Here is an 18465-nt window from a genome sequence, read left to right as displayed (position 1 = left end):
TCTTAAAAGAGAGGATGTGCTTTGCCGCTGAATCGGCACCGATCGATCAGTCCGAACTTTGCGTAACGGCTGTCATAGGAATCCGGGTGTGTGCCGCGCATAAAGTAGTGATCGGGCGGAATCACGCCGGAGGCGATCACATCCAGAGGTTCACCGCGCTTGGAGTGCGTTTTGGCAAGCGCGATTTTTTTGCCGTCGCAAAAGATTTCGCGATTGATTCCCTCAATCCGTTGACCCGGACCGCAGGCGATCTCCTTGACAAAGGTCAGCTCGAATCCGCCTACGGAATCAGGTTTGGGGTTAAACGCGGCATAGTCTCCGACCGAGAGGTTTTTCTCGCCGCGCTCAATTAAAAAGAGTGTGAACGGCAGGGACTCGGTACGATTTACGGCGGGATGATAAAAGTGCGTAAAGAGGCTGATTAAAAGAAAACTCAAAAGCCATATCCAGCCGCACTTTGCGATATGCGTCCTGAGGCGACGCGCAAAGACTCTCGGATGAGTTTTAATCATGACGCACCTCGGACGCGCTCAGAAATCCTGCGCAGATCTTTTTGCTTTTGAGCGCGGGATAAATTCAAGCGCGCTAAGAGTTCGTCCGTGTAATCGGGCAGTGTGTGCGGCGCGATGACCGCTGACGAGACAAGAAGCGTGCAGCCGCAGTCCTTCTGCATCGCTTTGAGTTCGTTCTGCAGATTGAGCGCAAAGCGCTTGGCTTCGAGCATCAGTTCTTCGTCTCTAAGGCCGCCTGCGGCAAGCGCGGCTTCGTTGGCTTCAACTACTTCATTGAGGTTTAGGACAGCAAGTTTGCCTTTAGAGCTGAATTTGGAGAAGTGCTCAAGGGCGGTCGGTGCGGCTAAAACGGCGGTCGCGGCTAACGCTGCGCAGAGTACGGAGGACAAAATAATATGAACGGGTTTCATTCTTTGGAGTATCAAGGATTAGGGTTGGCGGCTTTCAGACTTCTTTCCTTAAGAACCGCGTGAATCGCTTCGTGCGTAGAGAGTCCTTTGGATCGGAATTTCTGTATGTCGGAGATATCGTTCGGATGGGAACTGGTCAGCAGCAGTGTGTACGGATCCAAAATCAGACGATTAACGGAGGGCGGGGCGTCTCCGATGCGGACGTATACCTCGGAATAAGCGCCTGCAAGCGACGTGAGCGAGCCGAGGATTTTGTATTCGGATTCATCCATACCGAGCTGGTTGTCCTTTTCCGCTTCGGCAAGCGCGGAATCCTTCAGTCTCAGAATAAATATACAGTCGGCATTATCGAGCGCGGCTTTTGCGGTATCGCTTTTCCAGTAGTCGCCCGGTTTCTGCGTCGCGGTAAAAAATGCTCCGTTTTGTTTACGCGCCCGTCGATAGCCCGTCTCGATAAATTTGCCGGAGTGTCCGCCCGCCATTAAATCCCAGGCCTCATCGATGATGACGAGTTTGGGCTGAGAGCGCTCGCCTCTGCGCATCTCCAAATCAATTTTGTACATCAGAAGAAGCAGCACTACGGACTGCAGCGACTTTCGGGTACTGAGCTGCTGAAGTTCGAGCACGATAAAGCTGTTGTCGAAATTTATGTTTGCTTCGCCCTCAAAAAATGACGCGAAGGGTCCCCCTTTGGCGTACGGCAGCAGCTGCACACCCAGGTCCACCAATCTCGGATCGTCATAGCGCTTTTGTTCATCCGCGCTGAGACTGTCATAGACGCGCGCCCATTCGTGATCTCCGACTCTCGGGTTGGTTCCGCCGAGTCTGCCGTTGCGAAGCAGCGATTCGGCAAGATCGGTAATCGTCGCGGTACGGCCTTCTTCCAGGGATCTCGCGTATACGCTTCTAAAATGCACCTGCAGATGAGAAAGCCGTAAATCGTCCAGAGGCTGAGAGGGAGAGGCCATCTGCGCCAGGAGCGGCAGCATCAGATCCATATCCTCGTCGATATTGGTGATCATCGAGAAAGGATTAAGACAATCATAGGTGCCGTCCTCTTTGGCCTGCGGCGAGAGTTCGATGAACTGACCGTTCAGGACGCTGCATAGCTTCGCGTAGCTGCCGCCGATATCGATGATGTAGACGCGGGATCCGCAGGCGAGCGAGCCAATCGCCAGACTATTAAGCAGAACGGATTTGCCGGAACCGGAGTTGCCGATCACGACACCGTTATAGTTGCCGTTCGGGTTGGCGTAGGGGTCGACTAAAACGAGTTGGCCTCTTCGGGATAGGAACGAGAGGATCGGCGTAGGTTCGGTTTTACCGGCGCGAGGGCCGGTTCCTTTCCAATCTGCGAGCACGGGCAGAGTGTTGGCGGCGTTAGCGACGGTTTTAGTGGAGGAGCGCTGAGCGAGTTTGACGTCAAAGGCGAGCAGTGGGCCGCCCGAGAGCGGAAGGGACGTGATCAGTCCCTGCAGGTGCATGTAATCGTCCACGCACAGATCAATGCCGAGCGTTTTAAATACGGACTTGGCGCTCTCGATGGCGTTGGCGCGTTCGCTAGCTTTGGCAAACACAAAGACCTCATGGCTTAACTGCAGCAGTCCTTCGCCGCTTTCGTAGGCAGCCATCGCACCTCGCCAATCCCTGGCTTCATCCTGAAGCGAGGGGATCATGCGGGCGATTTCGGTTGCGGCCATCTGTTCGGCTCGTGCGCTTTTAAGGCGTGCGGCCGCTTTTCCCTTATCGTAAGAGCCTTTGCTGAGATAAGTGGTGATCAGAAACGGGGAGGAAAACGCGGCGGAACTTCCTTTAACGCAGCCTGCGGCATGCATCATCGAGGCAAGCGTGATGTGCTCCGGATATCCGACCGGAGAAAAGCTGATGCCGAGCACCTCATCCTCGATATGCTTTGAATGAAAGCGCACGCCGTCCTCGGTCACGTCAATGCGGGTGTCGCGCGAGACACACTGCATGCGGGGTTCACGCGCGGGATCGGGTTCCGTCGGCGACCATTCACCCGAGCGCATGCGCTGAGGATTAAGAATCTGTGAGACCGTATTGATGAGCGCGCGTTTATTCCATACCCATGGAGAAAAGTGCCACTGAGAGAGCGCGGACATGTGGGATGCGCGAATGGTTTTAGCGCGTTCGCGCTCACACTCGTCCAAGGGGCGTTTCGTGGGGATCACGACCGACATCCAGCAGCGCATATTGCGCGCTCGGATTTTAAGATCCTTGTGGGGCGCTTGGTGCGCGCCCTGATTTAAGAAATCCGCTCGCGCGTGCGCCATGCTGAGCATGATGGATTTCTGCTCAAATCTTAGCGGAGAGTCGTCTTCGCTCGGTTCAACGGCCGCCTTACGGATATATTCTGTGAGCGGCTCGATATAGGGAGAGCCAAAGAGCGAGACCTGAACGCCTGCGCCTTCTTCCAGAACAGAGCCGAACATTTCTTCCAGGCTTTTAGCCATCATGTCATTCGCGCCTGTCTGCGGATGGATTTCTATGACGTAGCCGATGCCTTCAAAACTTCCGTCCGGTGCGCAGACCGCGCACAGACCGTCAGAGTCGTCAAAGTGCGCATAAGGGAGCTCCTGCGCGAATCGGTCAATGAGTAGGACAGATGTGTGTCGGCAGCGCCCAATGGTGTCAGCTCTCGTGTAGTTGCTCTCAAAGCGCTTGACAGAAAACGCCTTGGAAAGACGTGCGCTTAAGTTTCGAAGAGGGTTGTTCATGCGTACACTAGATTAAATTGAAGACAATTAAAGAGGATGAGAAGAGGTGCCAAACCCGAGCGCGGGAAGCTGCTTGAGCTTTTCTTTTTTGATTTCTTCTTTGCTCGGTTCCTTCTCTGAGGAAAGCGGGTAGACGGGTTTAGAGACGCGTGAAGAAGCGGCAAGCGACTGCACGCTTTCAGAATCCCAGCTGCCGTTATTAAGACGGACATAGAGATAGCGCTGATCGTGGAGATCGCCCTCTTTATCGGTGAAGGGCGCGAGCCACACGCGAAGCACTGTTTCGGGCGTGCGCCAGGGCTTTGCGGGAATAATCGTGACAAAGTCCTTTCGTTCTCCGACCGTATCCTGAACCGCAGCGGTGAGCTCGGCGGGGACGGACTGAGCGACCGGATTATTCTCCGCATACACTTGAGAGATATTGCGGCAGCTCGGTCCACCGGAAAGATCCGCGCATCCGAAATCCGTCTTCGCGTTGGAAAACCCGGTAATCGAGCCGCAGCCTGTGAGCGCGGCAGAAGAGAGCATTAAAAGAATGAGTTTGAGTTTCATGATGATTAGCTCTTCTGCGCGTCAACAAAGCTCTGAAGTTTCTCTAAAGGGAGCGCGCCGGAGATTCTGTCGCCCGCTTCATTGATCAATGTGGGCGTGCCGCCGATACCGTGTTCAGCGGCTAAACGAATCACGTCGCTCACCACGGAAGAACATAAGGGATTATTCGCAACTGCTTTAATATCGTCCCTTTAAGCGCTTTGGAGAGTTCCGTGGAAGAGTCTTTTGCGCACCAGACGGCATCCGACTTTGCTCTGGCTTTCGGATGAATCGATTCCAGAGGGAAAAGGAACGTATACACCGTCGTGTCTTTAAGATCTTTCAGCGTCTGAGCTAATTTGCGGGAATACGGACAGTCCACATCCGTGAATACCGCAAGTTTTTTACTGCCGTTTCCGTAAACGGTCTTAACCGCTTTATCAAGCGGAAGAGAATTAAAGGCGATGCGTCTTAAATCCCTGACGCGCTTTTCATCAACGCCCTGATCCATGTCCAGAAGTCTTCCGGAGAAGAGAAACCGCGCACTTGAATCAAAGTAGATGACTTCTTTGCCGACCGAAGCTTCAAAGATACCTTTAACGGGCGTTAAAGAAAAGAGCTTGACCTGAGTTTTAGGGTAGCGCTCCTGAAAGTTTTCTACCGCTTGTTTCAGTTCTCTCGAAAGGTCGCTGTACTTGGCCGCTTGAACTTTAGCCGTGCTAGTGCTCTCAGAGGAGGTCTTAACGACTGCGGCGGTATTGCCGCAGGAAGCAGCGTTCGCAAATGCAAAAGTGCTGAATGCACCTAGGGCGGAGACTAAAAGAATAGAAAATTTTGATTTAATCATACTTATTCAAATGAAATTATTTATCATCGATGCGTTCGATAGAAAGGCCGTTGGAAATCACGATTTCCACCTTGCGGCCGGAGTCCACCTCTAAGACCGGGAACATGTCGCTCGCGAGTTTGAGGTAGTAGTCGGTGATACGGTCCATAGCGTGTGAGGCGCCTTCTCCGACACCCGCCCGCCAGGGGTTAGTGACAGTGGTGGAGATCGTGCCGGTGATCGAAGTGGTGGAGTTTTCGCTTGCGAGTGACACGGCTTTGCCAAGACCCGCGAGCGTGCCGGTAAAGAGCGCGTTGGCGATCGCTTGGCCGCTTTTTGTCACCAAACGGGCCCTAAGCCCGGTCTTGCCGTCTTCGCCCGAGACATATCCCTGGATCTTTTTATCCACGGCGCCGCCGTTCTCGTCTATACAGGAAAGTCTATCGAGCCGAACCAGTACGCGTTCACTTGCCAATTCTCCCGTAGCATTAGCAGTCACGAAGCAGCGCTTGATGCCGGCTTTATAGAGGTTTGGCATCACCGCGGAGTCGGTGAGCTCCAGCAGGATTGGAACGGGGTTGCCGGATCCCTGACCACGAGTCGGCGCGGTCGCGCCGTTCAGAAGTCTTGCCTGCGCAAATGTGCCGCTCGGAAGATACATGAGGGATTTACCGCGCGCGTCCTTTTCGGCTTTGCCAAAAACCTCAGCACTCTTGTTAAGCGCTTCATCAAAACTGACGACCGTTAAACGAGGCGCCTTCTCAGAAGGGTTAGCGTTGCCCTGCGCGATGTAGCGCCGGGACGCGGCAGAACCTGCTGCGCCGCTTTCAAAGCCTTTCCTGACGGGACTATTAGAGGAAGGGATCTTGCCGATCACATCCGCGGGCGGCCAGCCGTCCTTGGATTCGTAAGTGATCGGCGTCTTAGCTCCGGATTTAGATCCGCGCTCTAAGGCGGCAAGACGCTCTTCTAGGCGTCGCTTGTCTTTTTCAAGCTGCGCTTCACGATTTTTAGCGTCACGGCTTTCTTTTTCCAAGCGCATCAGACGCTCGTTATAGACGGCCTGATGCCGCTCGTATTCGTTCTGGCTCGGTGCTATAGAAATCTGAGTGGACGTGGTTTTGCCTTTAGGCGCCCTTTCGTCCTTTTTCTCAGTGCAGGAAGTCACGCCGTAGATGACCGCGCCTGCGAGGAGAATCGCGATCACAATGGTTTTGTACTGCTTGAGCTTTTCTGCTTTTTCTGAGAAGCTGCTCATGGCGCATCCTCTCTAATAATCCACAGATCCGCTGAAGCCTTGGGTTTAAGTGACGTGGCTTCGGTTGCGACTGCGACAACGCCGCGTCGGTAAAAATCCGCTTCTCGGATCTGCAGCGTTTCTTTCGTCTGATTCATTAAGTGATAGCGCTCGAGCCTTAAACCGAGAAGACGCCAAGCTGCTACAGGGTTTCCAATCAGATAGCCGTCCGTAATTGTGCCTTTAAGGACTTCCGCATGCTCTTGAGAGAGCGACGGGATCGCTCTCAGAATTCTTTGGACGCGCTCTTCATAAGGAAGAGCGTTTTGATCATTAGAAGAAAGCTGAGAATGGCGGTTTGGCAGCTTAGTGTCTTTCAGAGCGATCGTCTGAGCGATCAGCCGCTCTTTAGGAGAAATCGTTACGGCGTGTGTTTCTCCGCTTTCGCTAATGATAAAAATCGAAGACTGTTCTTTGGTGAGCGGAATAAAGTAGAGGGATCCGGTGGATTTATCCGGGTCAAGCTGAATACTTTGAGTATCTGCGACCGCTTTAGCGATCCTGCCGTTTTCGATATAGATACGGTTGGGCTGCTTAAAAGCGGCGGGTGCTAACACGGAAGTGTCGGTTTTAGCCTGAGTCTGAACTTTAGGCATTTCTTTTGCTTCAGCGCAAAGCGCTGCCCCGAGGAACATTAAGAAAACTGCGGTTTGCTTCATGACGGCTCTCCCTCATGATCTTCGGAAAGCGGTTCAAAGGGTTTTCTGCAGTCGGACTCACGGATGGTATTGATCCAGAGGCGGGAACCGAGGTACGAGAACTGAACCGTCCAGCACTTTCGCATGCTGGAAGTTTTACTGTTGCCGATAAATTGACGAATTGAGCCCGTGACCGCGGCCTGAAGCTGTGCGGGACGTACTTCCACAGACTCGGGCATAAAGTGCACCGAGGCGTTGCTCGCTTTTAAGCGGCGGCCTTGGCTCACGAGCTGAAGCTCGGTTTCTCCTCTGTCCTCCGGCGCAACGTAAGAAAGAAGTTTCTTTACGTTGTAGTCGAACGTTTCGGGAGAATTATTGAGCGCCAACTGCAGTGCAAAGATGCTCATCTGCTCGAGATAATCAGCTGAGACGGTTTTATTGTCGAGCCAAAAGGATTTGGTGGTCTCTGCGGGAAGCACAATGATTCTTTCCTGACGCTCAATGCTCGCGATGCCTGCGGCAAGCACGACGTTAGTCACCAAGGAGGCTGCGAACGCGTACACCACAGAAGTGCGCAGCGCCAGTCGGGAAGAGACTTCGGAGACGTATTCCTGGACATTCATTTGAGAATTAACCTATAAATCGACGCCTGCTGGAGGGCGGCGTGCGCTTAAATGTTTTGAACGGTGTGTGCCAGTACAGACAATGCAGTCCGTATCTGGGGTGTCGTCCGGCCTTTAAACGGACGTAAGCCCACATACAGACGACGGAGGCGAGCGCGCCGATCATTAATGAGTTGACAATGATTCCGATACCGAAACCGGCGGCAGCGGCCGCCACCTGATCGAAATCCCACAAAAGGAACTTGGCGGGCGCGTCAAGTTTTCTGGGTACAAAGGATGGATCGTAACGGGACATGACGGATATACCTTTTCTTGGGTTCGGCTAAAGGACCGAACCCAAGAATGATGGTTAGATAAGAGCCGTAAAGATGTTGTCGATAATCTGCGGCCCGATGAAAAGCGCCATGGCGGCCGCAAGACAGCCGACAGCGCCCATGATGGATCCGCGAACCACGCCGACGCCGAGACCAACCAAGAGGAACATCAGCGCGATTGAACGACCAAGCGTGCCCTGCGACCAGTTTTTAAGCATGTCGTAAAGACTCTGAAAATCCTGATCGGTGCCTGCGGCGAAAGCGTATTCAGGAAGCGCTGCGGCAAGGACAGCAAAGGTAAGAGACAGCAGCATCGGAAACGCGGCTGCAATGACATTAGAACTCAGTTTGAATTTCATAATTGATCAAAAAATGGGAATGAACAAAAGCAAACACAAAAAAACTCCCCGCTCCGCTGCTTTTGTTCAATAAGAAGCGGAGAGCATGACAACGAATTGGTGAAGGATGATTAAGAGGAGACTTTCCTTAACTTGTCCCGTTTGGCGTCCGATAAACTCATGAGCGCCCGATAAACTTTCCACGCGTACGTTTGGCGGGCTGAGATGCAGTCCGCTCCTTTAAGACGAGTGCAGGCGGCGTTATATGCGCCGACCGCTTCCCAAGGGTTTTCTAAGCGCTTCATATTGTCCGAGAGGATTTCCGCTCCGATCTCGATATTGAGACAGACGTTTTCCAATAGTTCTTTCTTAGTGGTGTTAAAGCGCTTGAGCCAGGAAGTGTTGATCTGCATCAGTCCGATATCTTCGCTAGAGCTGTTTTTGCCGATGGCGTTCGGGTTGCCCGAAGATTCCACCAGCGCGATGGCCCGTAAAAGATCCGCATCCAGACCTTTAGCCAGCGCGTGTGTCTCAAAGCAGTCCTGCGCGTTTACGGAAGTACTTAGCGCTAAGGCTGAAAGAACAATTAAAAGAGGGCGAGTATTCATTATCCGAACCGATGGAAGTTACTGACAATCACATGGACGCTTAAAAGGAACGCCGCGTAAAAGACCACAGAAACCCAGACAGGAATCGCAAACGGAATCAGCATTACGGTAAAGGCGCAGGTGAGCAGTACGGGCGGGGCGCTCAAAGCCGTCTGATAGAGCGTCGGGTGGTGCGAAGCAAAACTTTCGTACTTGAGACGTCTGACAACCCAAGCATCGAATACGACGGTTAAAAGGATCGGGCAGAGCGCGGCAAACCAAATCAGCGCTAGCACCGCACGAATCATTGAGAGTTCCAGCATGGCTTTTAACGCCATAAAGTAAGGTGAAGACCAAAGACGATTAAAAAATGATTCCATCGGAGCCTCATGCTCGGCGTCTAAATTAGCCGCCTCGGGAAGGTATGCGCCGCCTGTGACTTTGGAGAGGGCGGAGGAGACACTATCGCGAAGGCCAGAGAGTTCGACGTTTGCAAGACCTAGAAAGGATTCGAGTTTTTGGCGAGTGTCATCAATCTGAATTTCAGCATGACGATTAAAAGAAGTCTGGTCGGCTAAACCGGGCCACCAGACAATCGAGCCGAGCAGCAGGATAAACAAAATAATAAAAATGCGGGCAAACATAATGAAATCCGTTTAATCGGTAATGACAGGCACACGGCCTTTAAGCAGATGGCCGCCGCCCACGAAGGCGAAAAACTGACCGTTCGGAAGCTTGCCTAAGTATTCCGACGGGATAATCTCTTCGCGCACGGCGGTGCGTTTATGAGAGGCGCCGCCCTCAAAGGAAGGAAGACCAGCGTGTGTGTCCGCATGCGTTGAGAGCGTGGTGTCGACCTGATGAATGTAGGTCTTGCCAAACGTCTCCGTCACAAAGTCCTGAGTCGGACGATCCTTGCAGCGCAGCGCGATTAGATTGTTGCAGTTGCCAAGCACCATGCGCGCTGCATCCTGAGAACCTAATTGGTGCGCAAGGTCGGCAATTGTCTGCATGGCTACCGTGGTATAGATGCCGCCTTCGGCGCCTTTATTCAGAATTTCAATTAGAGGATTGTTGCAGACATTGGACGCCTCATCCACAAAAAGCGAAATCCGAATATCCGTCTTACCAAGGTTGTATCGTTTACCGGCTACACTGACCAAATCGCCTAAGAGGATAGAACCGACAGCGGACGCAATCATATTGTCGGATAAAGAATCCAAATGGCAGTACAGACAGGAGCGGGTGAGGATAATACTTTCGAGATTCCAGATTGGACGGGAGTCGGTAGAGTCCTTAGGGTCAGGTGAGAACGAGTCTCCAAGCGGTCCGCTTGTCAGCATCGCAAAGATCGGCATTAGGGAGGCGGTTATCTTGGCGTAATGCTCCTTAGAGTGATGGAAGACTTTAAGACACTCGTCTACGACCAGGGTCTGCTCCTTTTTATCGAGCACATGCTCGTAAAAAGAGATCATTAAAAGAAGCTCTTCCTGAGATTCCGTGAGGCGGCCTTCCTTAATCGGCGCCATAAAAGATCGGGCTTCTTCCCTCCAATTCCCGCTTGCAAAGCGCTCAATACGATCAAGAAGGAGATCACGCAGCAGATTATCAATACCGTGATTGATATGCTTGGAAAGAAGTTTTAAAGAGGGCTTGATCTTCAATTCAATCAAGGCGTCCGCAAATGTCTTAATGCAGGACCAGGCAAACTGAGTAAAGGCGTCAGGCTTCCCGGGTATTACCGACATAATGCGTGTTGCGATCTGGGCGCCGGTTGAGAATGTCGCTAACGGATCGAGTCGAATGCCTTTGGTTTTATCGCGATTGCCCGGATGATAGTTGAGGAGCTCGCCGCGGCCGGCGGCAGCGCAGGCTCTGCGGAAGGACTCGTAGACACGGGGAGAACCTTTGGGGTCAATGAAGATGACAACATCGTTTCTTAACACTGCCTGAGAAAAGAGATTGCAGAGCGCGACGCCTTTACCCGCCTGAGTAGTTCCGAGAATTAAAGTGCCGCCCTCAAAATTTTTAAGGAATCGATGAAGCTCGATTTCGTTCGGTTCAAGTCCGTGGATATAGGGCATACCAATTTCTTCATTCTTCTGATACCGATCACCGCGTCCGAAAAAGCGATGCATAAAATCTGGGAGCATTAAAGAGGCGGGATTGATTCTGGAGAGTTCATGCAGTTTCTGCGTGTGTTTCGGTTCCCACACAAAACCGTATCCAAGCCAAAGATGGTCGGGCCGCATCAGCGTTTGAAGCTTAGAGCGCGGCATCAGTTCAAACCGTCTTCCTGAGAGCAGGCTTCTGTCACGCAGAATAAGCCAACCCTCATGGCCGCGTTTCACCGCGAACACAATGCAGACCATATAGAGAAGCGTAGAGATTTCGCGCGGCATAACATGCTGCGCGTGCAGGTATGCCATGTAGGCAGACGCGAAGAGCCAAACCGAAGCGGCGTATACCTCATACGCAGTACGGTAGGGCAGAGAATGCCGACGGATTAAAGAGGATTCGTTTCTCATGATGCTGAGGGTTCGTGATAGATAATAGGAGCAGTGTGCGTCGCCGGAATAAATCCATACGTAAAAGCTTCGCGCGGTACATATTTATCTCGCATATTTCTGTAGTAAACCGTGTTGTAGGTGTCTCGGCAGGCCCTTACGCGTCGAACTTTGTAGGTTTTAAATTCCGGATGATTTTTGAAGTATTCGCGCCAATAAATGAGCTGCTCATTGAAATAAGCCGCCTTGAGATGAATGCGTTCTGCTTCGACTTTACGCCAGCGGTAGGAGCGCTGCATCCAGCGGATTTCATGCGGAGTAAATTCTCGGAACATCTGAGCACGAAGTTTTTTGTAATAGTTCTGCTCCTGACGCTCTGTAAAGTAAAGGCGTTTAACAAGGGTTCGCAAGGGGGCAAGTGGTTTTGTTTGATAAAGCCGTTCAATTGCGCCGCCTTCGACCGCGCGACGAAGCTTTTCGTCAAACTCCTGATACGTCCAGCGATGGATAATGCAGCGCTGCACTTCGGTATTGCTGAAGTGCTTACGGTAATGACTGCTGCAGAGACGGCGCGTTGCGCGATAGTTTTTACAGCAGGTCTCCCAGTTGTGCACGAAATGCTTTTTCACCGGGATATCCATATCGGCACGTGGAAACCGGATGCGAGGCTTTTGGATAAGGATTTTTTTCCAAGTCATGTGTGTCTTGGCCGGTTTGAATTCTCGGCTGATGACCTGCTGTGCGCCAAGTGAAATAATTACGTCCGCATTCTTAGTGAGTAAAGCGGTTCTGGCGAGATTGTTCAGTCGGCGTTTGTCCAGATCAGTAAGACAAATCAGACCGTACTCGGAGAATAAGCCTTCTTTCATAGGAGTATTAAAAGGATGACGATTGACGGATTAAACCAATAAGGCGGCGGTTTCTGAGCCGGAGTAAAGGCTAAAGGGGACTTTTAGAGACAATAAGCTCGCAGAGAGCTTCGGATGCGATTCGAAGTTCATGACTGTTCAGTGATGTTTAATCGGTTAATCGACTGCTGGTTACGGGTTTGATTTATTGGGTTCAGTTTCTTTTCTTGAAGCGGTTTTCTGAGTTCCGACGCTCGTTTGTTTAGTGCTTGCGCCGGTTTTCTTTGCGGACGTACTCTTTTTAGTCGCAGTACTCTTGTTCGCAGGACTTTGTTTAGAAGCCGCTGCTTTTGGCTGAGTCTTAGAAGCGGCAGAGGTATTTGCAGAGGTTGCGGCAGGTTTTGCTCGTGAGGCGCCGGTCGTTCCCTTGGCCTTTGAAGAGGAAGAGCCTGATTTTGCAACAGCTGCTGTCTTCGTCGTCTTCGAGGATGTCTTAGCCGCAGTGCTGCCGGTTTTTGTGGTTTTGGCGCCTAAGGCGGTTTGTGACCCTGAAGAAGACTTTGGTTTAGAAGCGGCTGTCTTCTTTGATGAGGCGCCGGCTCTCGTTTTATTCTTTTCAGATGCGCTAGGACTTTTAACGACAGACGTTTTAGCTTCTTCCCGATATGCGATGCTGCCGACTTTTCGCTCGTTTTTAGCAGTGTTGTTTTTTAAGGTTTTGCCGTCAGCGTTGACAAGGTTTTCCGCTGCAGAATTAACAGAATCCTGAGTATTAGAGGATTGAGGACGATTGTCTTCAAGTTCGGCGCCGGCGTAGTCTTCTGAAGAAACCGAGGGCAACTCGATTGAGAATTCGTCATGTTCCTCACCCTCAAGTGCACTTAAACCACTGACCGCATCCGGCTCCTCGTTGTACTCCTCATCTTCAGAAACACACTCTTCGTCTGATTCAGTATCTTCAGCTAAAGCATTCTCATTAATCGTTTGAGAGTCAGACGCGCTATTAGAAGCGCGGGAACTATCGGTTTGCGCTTTGAGAAGAGAAGAAGTTACTTCTTGATCATTTACAGAAAGCATGTCAGCAACAGTTTCAGAGTCCTTTGATGCTGCTACAGACAATGCCTCAGTATTTGAAGCTTTATTAGGAGCTTCGCGATGAGCAGGATCTTTAAGGGACTGTGGAACCGGATCAAAATACAAGTCTTCTTCCTTGTTTGGAGGATTATTTGCCAGCAGTTCTTTTGCAGAAATGTCTGTTACAGGAGCCTCTTCAGAAGCACTGCCAGAAACTATTGTTGAAGCGGGAGATTCAGAAGGAATAGATCCCGATTCTTTTGGCTGAGTTGTTGCTTCCGTGACCTCATCGGTTTCTGCGGCTGCTATTTCAGCAGATGGAGATTCAGTCTCCTTCGAACAGGCAGGATTCTTATCTTCTGCTTGTACCTCTTTTGCGGACTGGCTGTCATAAACAGCCTCCTTGGACTCTGAAGAAGACAAAGTCTGATGAACTTCAGCACTAACTTCCGGTGCGGAAGCTGAAGGCGCTTCTGCGCTCAGGTTGGAACTTTGAGAAACTTCGGATTGAGCATTAGAAGAGGAGACGATAGGTTTCACGGTATCGTAGCCCTTTTCGTCTGAACTGCAATTTGATGCCATCTTCCCCTTTAAACCGCCGAAGAAGCCCGCGATCTGATTAACAACGTCTTGAGACGGAGCAAACAGATATTTAAGAGAAAGGTTAAGGCGGCTCAGAATGTCTGGAAACACGATTCCTTCGGTTTGTGCTTCAGAAACATTGCATGAAGAGGATTCGACAGAGCCGCTCGGCTCATCTCCCGAAATATTAGTGCCGTCAGCCTTGGCTTCAGAAGAAGGCGCATCAACAGAAGCGGAGGATACCGCAGCGCTTGTTTTAACTTCCTTCGATTTCTCTTTTGCCTCTTCAGGCGCCGAGGAAGGAGAATTAGAAGAGGATGCAGCAGCTTCTGCAGAAGTTGGGGTGGACTTTTGCTCGATTGGGGCTTCTTTTGGAAGAAGCTTCCCGGAGAGACGTTTTTCCGCCTCTAACTGAATCTCGGTCGTATATTTAGCCGCTTCTTCCTTGTACCGCTTTTCGCTTTCTTCGGAATTCTTCTTAGCGGCTGCCCAGAAGATACTCGAACGCATATTCTTCTTCTGCATGCGAGCTTTTTGATCTTCAAGACTCTTCTCGCGAAGCACATTTACAAAAAGAGAACTCCAGAAAGCGTTTTCTCTTATCGCTTTTTCAGTAAGCGGTCCCGCCGGATCCGTCATGCGGTGTTCCTTCGTGCAGATCGTCGCTCTTTCTTACGCTATCTCCTGCTTAGAAATAATAGGTAGTTCACGCCCCTTTGCCATCTTTTTCTTTAAAGCGCTGCAGTGATCCTGATACCTTTTGAACCACTCGGAACTTGGCGCAAAATAACTCTGCGGATTGATCAAACGAAGAGAACGCACGAATCCGGTGTCTGTGTCGGACTTTTTATCGCAGCGTGTACTGAACATCTGACCGGAGGGTTCCAATTCAAAAATACCGCACTGGACAGCGCTGGAGATGGAATTGATGCGATCCCATTCAATTGTCGGGAAAAGCTGTTGCAGTTTGGAGTGGACCAAGCTGAAGAACTTTTCAGTGGCGTAAACCTCACCGCCATAGAAATGCACGTATTCCTGATGATTAGCACCTGAGTATTCGCTCAGCTCTTCTTCGAAGAGCGTGTAGATGGTGATCGCAAGTACGGTGGTGAAAGAAGCGCTTGCTGCGGGACCGTTAGCTAAACGACGTTCCAGATCCTTCTGGATTACCAGAGTCTGCGCCTGATGAACCGCATCTGTGACGCCGCTGTAGTGCTCCTTATAGTCACGAATATTGAGCGTGATAAAGGAATGAATACACGGAATCAAATGCCCGATCGGATGCTGCGCCAGATGTCTTCTGAAACATCCTGGCAGACGATTAAAAGGGCGAGCGCAGAAACATCTCGATCGCTGCAGCCGCTATTGCGCAGCAAAGACAGTGTGCATCCGTCATTTCGTTTAAAGAAATCAAGCAGGCGCTCAGAAAAGTCAAACACGTCTTCGCTATTGGAACGAATAATAAAGGAGCGGATTAGAGCAGGGAGCGGATTATAGAAAGCCATAATCATCACTGCGAGCTTAATGGAAAGGATGGCTTGTTCTCTGTCCTTGAGTGGAAGATGGAAATAGAGAATTGTGTCTCTCAGGATATAGAGTGCCTGAGAAGCACTCATCATCGCAAAATTAAAATAACCAAGGGGTTCTTTAAATGAATCCCCGTCAGAGAGCGGAAGCCGCTGTACTCGCCTGGCTATCGAAGAAATCAGTTCAACAGCTGTTGGCAGCGTGTCATTGTCCGCCCATGCAGAAATCATTCTCTCGAAACTGTCGAGAGAAGTGACTTCTAAAGGCAGAAGCGGCTGTAGACAAGCGGAAAGACGGTGATTCATTGAAAGACCTTAGTGCCGATGCGGATTATGTGACGTGTTCTTTAAGTGTTTTTTGTTAAAACTTCCGCAGAAGTTTTTAATCAGTTCAGAATTTTTTTCTGTTGAGGGAATTTGGTTTAAATACTTTTCACTCCATTTATCGGGAAAACCTTTGAGCGCCCAGGCGCAATAATCGAACGGGCCGTCGTGATGCGCACTTTGTTTCAAGTAATTCAGAAAAGACTGGACCTTGGAAATAATTGCGACCAGATGATTGTTATTGATGAACTGCGGCCACAGGGATGACTGTTTTGAAGTTTTGCCGGGCCGATAATTAAAGAATGGAGAGTGTTTAAGCGTGTAAAGCGAGACCAAAGCGGCGTTCTTTTCAGACAGATCGTATTTTTTCATGCAGAGTACAGCCAGACATGCAGCAAACCCCATGAAGAAATACACCGAGTCTTTATTCACAACGTTGGCAGGAATCTTTTGGCCGTAAATATTCGGCTCAACAATCGTGCGAGCAGTTCCGTCCTTCCTAATCACTTTATATGTCAAGCTGAAGTGCTTACCCATAAGATCTTTAGAGTAGATCTTCAAAAATTGAGAGAAATCTCCTTTAAAGTACGAATCAGGGCGCTGTGACCTGGAAGATAGATTGGTATTCCAAAGCTTAATGAGGTTTATCAGTTCACTTGTGTTGAACTTCTTACTTCCTCTGAGCTTTAATGTTGAGTCCAGAAAATCGAAGCAGCCCGTAACTTCAGAACATTTAAAGTTTGAGCTTGTACAGCATTTCCAAATACGATCAGAAATTTCGTCCCAACAAGGATTGGAAAGTTCCGAGTATTCGGACTCGTCGATGTGCTTCAGAAATCGTGCCTGCAGGGAGCGCCATTGTGAGCCGCTCAAGTCAAAGAGCATCGCGCTGATCATTCTGTTGCTGCACCTGGCTTGAAGTGCATAGTAGACAAATGCCCAATTTCTGACAGTGCTCATTAAACGTGAGGACCCCTTCTTTAAAGAAGGGACAAGCCGCTCGATATCGCTTTCGTACTTGTCGATGCTGACCTTGTTGTTCAAAGAATACGCGTGGATCAAGGCATGAAGCATATGTCTTGAAGGACGCTGTTTTTTTGTTTCAACGTAGCTTACCGTCGGCAGCTCTTCAAGCTGCAGCAAGGAGAAGGGAATTGAAGCGGACAAAATCATAGGACTCGTAGGTTCAAGCAGTTGCGTGGGCGGGTTTATCAGTGTGTTGTTAAATCGATACTCATATGCGATACAAAGCATGTTGACGTCCCAAATGCCGAAAATTAGACCGGTGCCAAGACAACTTTTATTAATGTTCTGAATCATAAGGACCACCTTTAATTAATATCAAAACAAAAAAATACTATTTATCTCAAGCTGATAAGCAATATTTAACGTGTCTAATTATCGTATTTTCAAAATTATTATGGTTAATAACGATCTACTTTTGAGTATCTTGCTGCCTGCTTTGGAATGGTCGGCGGTGAAAAACACCGCCGGACATTCGCAGGTAATAAGTTAGATACACTAATAGGTAATTCTTCAAATGAGAAAGATTGTCAGCTGTATATCTTCCGACTAATGGCCGGGTGAACAGTAGGTTTTACGCCTAACTAATATTCCGTCTTCGGATTTTCCGAGTCCGAAGATGAGGAAACATTAGTCCTGACAAAGGTTTCTCTGAGAATTACAACTCAGACTCTTGGCCGAAGTTCGGAAGAAGATCCTTTAATGTTTTCCAATCGTTCACAGCGGTCGATCACGCGATCCGGACTTTCCGATCATCATTAGTCTTCTTCGGAAACGAACTTAGTAAGTTCGCAGCCTGAGCCGGAAACAGCAGAGCTGTATCTTCGTTCATATATCTATCCTTATTACCAAGTGGAAGACAGACTGCCGACTGTCTACCCAGGTTCAAAAAAATAAGTTTGCCTAGAGCAGCATTAGTTAATCGGTCGAACTATGCCGACCTTTTTTGATCTCTGGTCGGAAAATTTGCTGTTGCATCTTTCCCGAGTGAGATCGACGTGAAAGTGTTAATAAACAACTTTCGGCTGAATCGTGGTCCGAAGACCTGATTCGCTCAAGGCTCACTGTCAAGAGATGCACCTCCATTTCTCAGAGCCTCTACTCATCGAAGATAGAAGTGAATCTCTCGAGCATCGTTCACATTCATGAAAGAAAACTTTCTGTGATGACACTCGGCCGTTTCTCGATTGTTTAAAAAAGCGAGCTTCTTTAAAACAGAGCTGCATGCAGCTCCAAGTCCCGGTCTTACGAAACAGGCTTTGTGAAATCCGAAGAGATCTAAGCATTGTTTCGCTGAGACGGCGTTTGCATCGGGGAATCCTTTTGCGCTAGCCGTTTCGCTGACGAATCGAACTGTACAGAGGGATTGAAAAATAAAAAAACAGATATTTTGGGTCAAAATTTTGAAAATTAATTTTATATTGCGAAAATTAAAATACAAATAACTAATTGATTATCCGTAATTAAATATTCATTGATTGATAAAACCCAGGTTCCGCAAAATCAACAAAAATTTCATGTAATTGATTGTTAACAAAAGAGAATTTATCTTCCTTCAAATCGGGAAGGAAGGAATTATTAATACGGAGTTATTTTTTATCTAATATGGCGTAAATACAGGTTTTGAAAGTAAGAGCTATGGGTTTTATCTAAATTATGTTTGATCGAATTGTCTTAATTTTTGACGCAGAACGGTCTGCTGACTTGCGCTATGCGAAGTCGCGAAGCGTTGACGATTTTGATGGGGAACAGTCACAAAGCCTTTAG

Annotated in this window: 19 protein-coding genes; all 19 read right to left on the bottom strand. The window is 49.6% G+C overall.

The genetic code is table 11. The features are described from left to right. Positions 1–2 precede the first annotated feature (2 nt). The 19 genes from AC6I1F_RS06985 to AC6I1F_RS06895 all read right to left on the bottom strand — a co-directional run bounded on the left by AC6I1F_RS06985 (position 3) and on the right by AC6I1F_RS06895 (position 16995). Positions 3–512: a S26 family signal peptidase gene (locus AC6I1F_RS06985; protein WP_289163456.1), complete on the bottom strand. Its 510-nt coding sequence runs from the start codon at positions 510–512 to the stop codon at positions 3–5. Beyond that, positions 509–922 (bottom strand): TrbI F-type domain-containing protein, encoded by a 414-nt coding sequence (locus tag AC6I1F_RS06980; RefSeq protein ID WP_160334872.1) that lies wholly within the window; start codon positions 920–922, stop codon positions 509–511. Before AC6I1F_RS06980 ends, AC6I1F_RS06985 begins: the two co-directional genes overlap by 4 nt. Before the next feature lie 11 nt (positions 923–933). Continuing rightward, complete coding sequence (gene traC / locus AC6I1F_RS06975) at positions 934–3660, bottom strand: type IV secretion system protein TraC (RefSeq protein ID WP_289163454.1); 2727 nt, start codon at positions 3658–3660, stop codon at positions 934–936. Between the two features lie 27 nt (positions 3661–3687). Then, complete coding sequence (locus tag AC6I1F_RS06970) at positions 3688–4212, bottom strand: TraV family lipoprotein (RefSeq protein ID WP_289163452.1); 525 nt, start codon at positions 4210–4212, stop codon at positions 3688–3690. Between the two features lie 5 nt (positions 4213–4217). Next, complete coding sequence (locus AC6I1F_RS06965) at positions 4218–4346, bottom strand: DsbA family protein (protein WP_289163449.1); 129 nt, start codon at positions 4344–4346, stop codon at positions 4218–4220. 5 nt (positions 4347–4351) lie between these two features. Beyond that, positions 4352–5038, bottom strand: a complete 687-nt coding sequence (locus AC6I1F_RS06960; protein WP_289163448.1) for a DsbC family protein — start codon at positions 5036–5038, stop codon at positions 4352–4354. 16 nt (positions 5039–5054) lie between these two features. After that, complete coding sequence (locus AC6I1F_RS06955) at positions 5055–6275, bottom strand: TraB/VirB10 family protein (RefSeq protein ID WP_289163447.1); 1221 nt, start codon at positions 6273–6275, stop codon at positions 5055–5057. Beyond that, on the bottom strand, positions 6272–6973 hold the full coding sequence (locus AC6I1F_RS06950) for a TraK domain-containing protein (protein ID WP_289163446.1): 702 nt from the start codon (positions 6971–6973) through the stop codon (positions 6272–6274). Before AC6I1F_RS06950 ends, AC6I1F_RS06955 begins: the two co-directional genes overlap by 4 nt. After that, positions 6970–7575 (bottom strand): type IV conjugative transfer system protein TraE, encoded by a 606-nt coding sequence (gene traE, locus AC6I1F_RS06945; protein WP_289163444.1) that lies wholly within the window; start codon positions 7573–7575, stop codon positions 6970–6972. Before traE ends, AC6I1F_RS06950 begins: the two co-directional genes overlap by 4 nt. A 7-nt stretch (positions 7576–7582) precedes the next feature. After that, complete coding sequence (gene traL / locus AC6I1F_RS06940) at positions 7583–7870, bottom strand: type IV conjugative transfer system protein TraL (protein WP_288319769.1); 288 nt, start codon at positions 7868–7870, stop codon at positions 7583–7585. A gap of 54 nt (positions 7871–7924) precedes the next feature. After that, positions 7925–8248: a TraA family conjugative transfer protein gene (gene traA, locus AC6I1F_RS06935; protein ID WP_289163442.1), complete on the bottom strand. Its 324-nt coding sequence runs from the start codon at positions 8246–8248 to the stop codon at positions 7925–7927. Positions 8249–8358: 110 nt separating this feature from the next. Then, the gene (locus tag AC6I1F_RS06930; protein ID WP_289163440.1) at positions 8359–8835 is read right to left on the bottom strand and encodes a lytic transglycosylase domain-containing protein; all 477 of its coding nucleotides are present in this window, start codon (positions 8833–8835) and stop codon (positions 8359–8361) included. Then, a complete protein-coding gene (locus tag AC6I1F_RS06925; protein ID WP_289163438.1) occupies positions 8835–9458 on the bottom strand; it encodes an IncC plasmid conjugative DNA transfer DtrJ family protein in 624 nt (207 codons plus the stop codon). The genes AC6I1F_RS06930 and AC6I1F_RS06925 overlap by 1 nt, the downstream gene beginning before the upstream one ends. A gap of 12 nt (positions 9459–9470) precedes the next feature. Further along, positions 9471–11342 (bottom strand): conjugative transfer system coupling protein TraD, encoded by a 1872-nt coding sequence (gene traD, locus AC6I1F_RS06920; RefSeq protein ID WP_497801690.1) that lies wholly within the window; start codon positions 11340–11342, stop codon positions 9471–9473. Beyond that, positions 11339–12190 carry a hypothetical protein gene (locus AC6I1F_RS06915; protein WP_289163434.1) on the bottom strand — a complete coding sequence of 284 codons (852 nt, stop codon included), beginning with the start codon at positions 12188–12190 and terminating at the stop codon, positions 11339–11341. The genes traD and AC6I1F_RS06915 overlap by 4 nt, the downstream gene beginning before the upstream one ends. 171 nt (positions 12191–12361) lie before the next feature. After that, entirely contained in the window at positions 12362–14464 is a 2103-nt protein-coding gene (locus tag AC6I1F_RS06910) for a hypothetical protein (protein WP_289163432.1), read from the bottom strand. A gap of 33 nt (positions 14465–14497) precedes the next feature. Continuing rightward, positions 14498–15094 carry a hypothetical protein gene (locus tag AC6I1F_RS06905; protein ID WP_289163430.1) on the bottom strand — a complete coding sequence of 199 codons (597 nt, stop codon included), beginning with the start codon at positions 15092–15094 and terminating at the stop codon, positions 14498–14500. Continuing rightward, positions 15091–15657 (bottom strand): hypothetical protein, encoded by a 567-nt coding sequence (locus AC6I1F_RS06900; RefSeq protein WP_289163429.1) that lies wholly within the window; start codon positions 15655–15657, stop codon positions 15091–15093. The genes AC6I1F_RS06905 and AC6I1F_RS06900 overlap by 4 nt, the downstream gene beginning before the upstream one ends. A 9-nt stretch (positions 15658–15666) precedes the next feature. Further along, a complete protein-coding gene (locus tag AC6I1F_RS06895; RefSeq protein WP_290432805.1) occupies positions 15667–16995 on the bottom strand; it encodes a hypothetical protein in 1329 nt (442 codons plus the stop codon). Between the last annotated feature and the right edge of the window lie 1470 nt (positions 16996–18465).

The organism is Parasutterella sp. St.1A3, from assembly GCF_059728705.1.
This window is presented reverse-complemented; position numbering and strand designations above follow the sequence as displayed.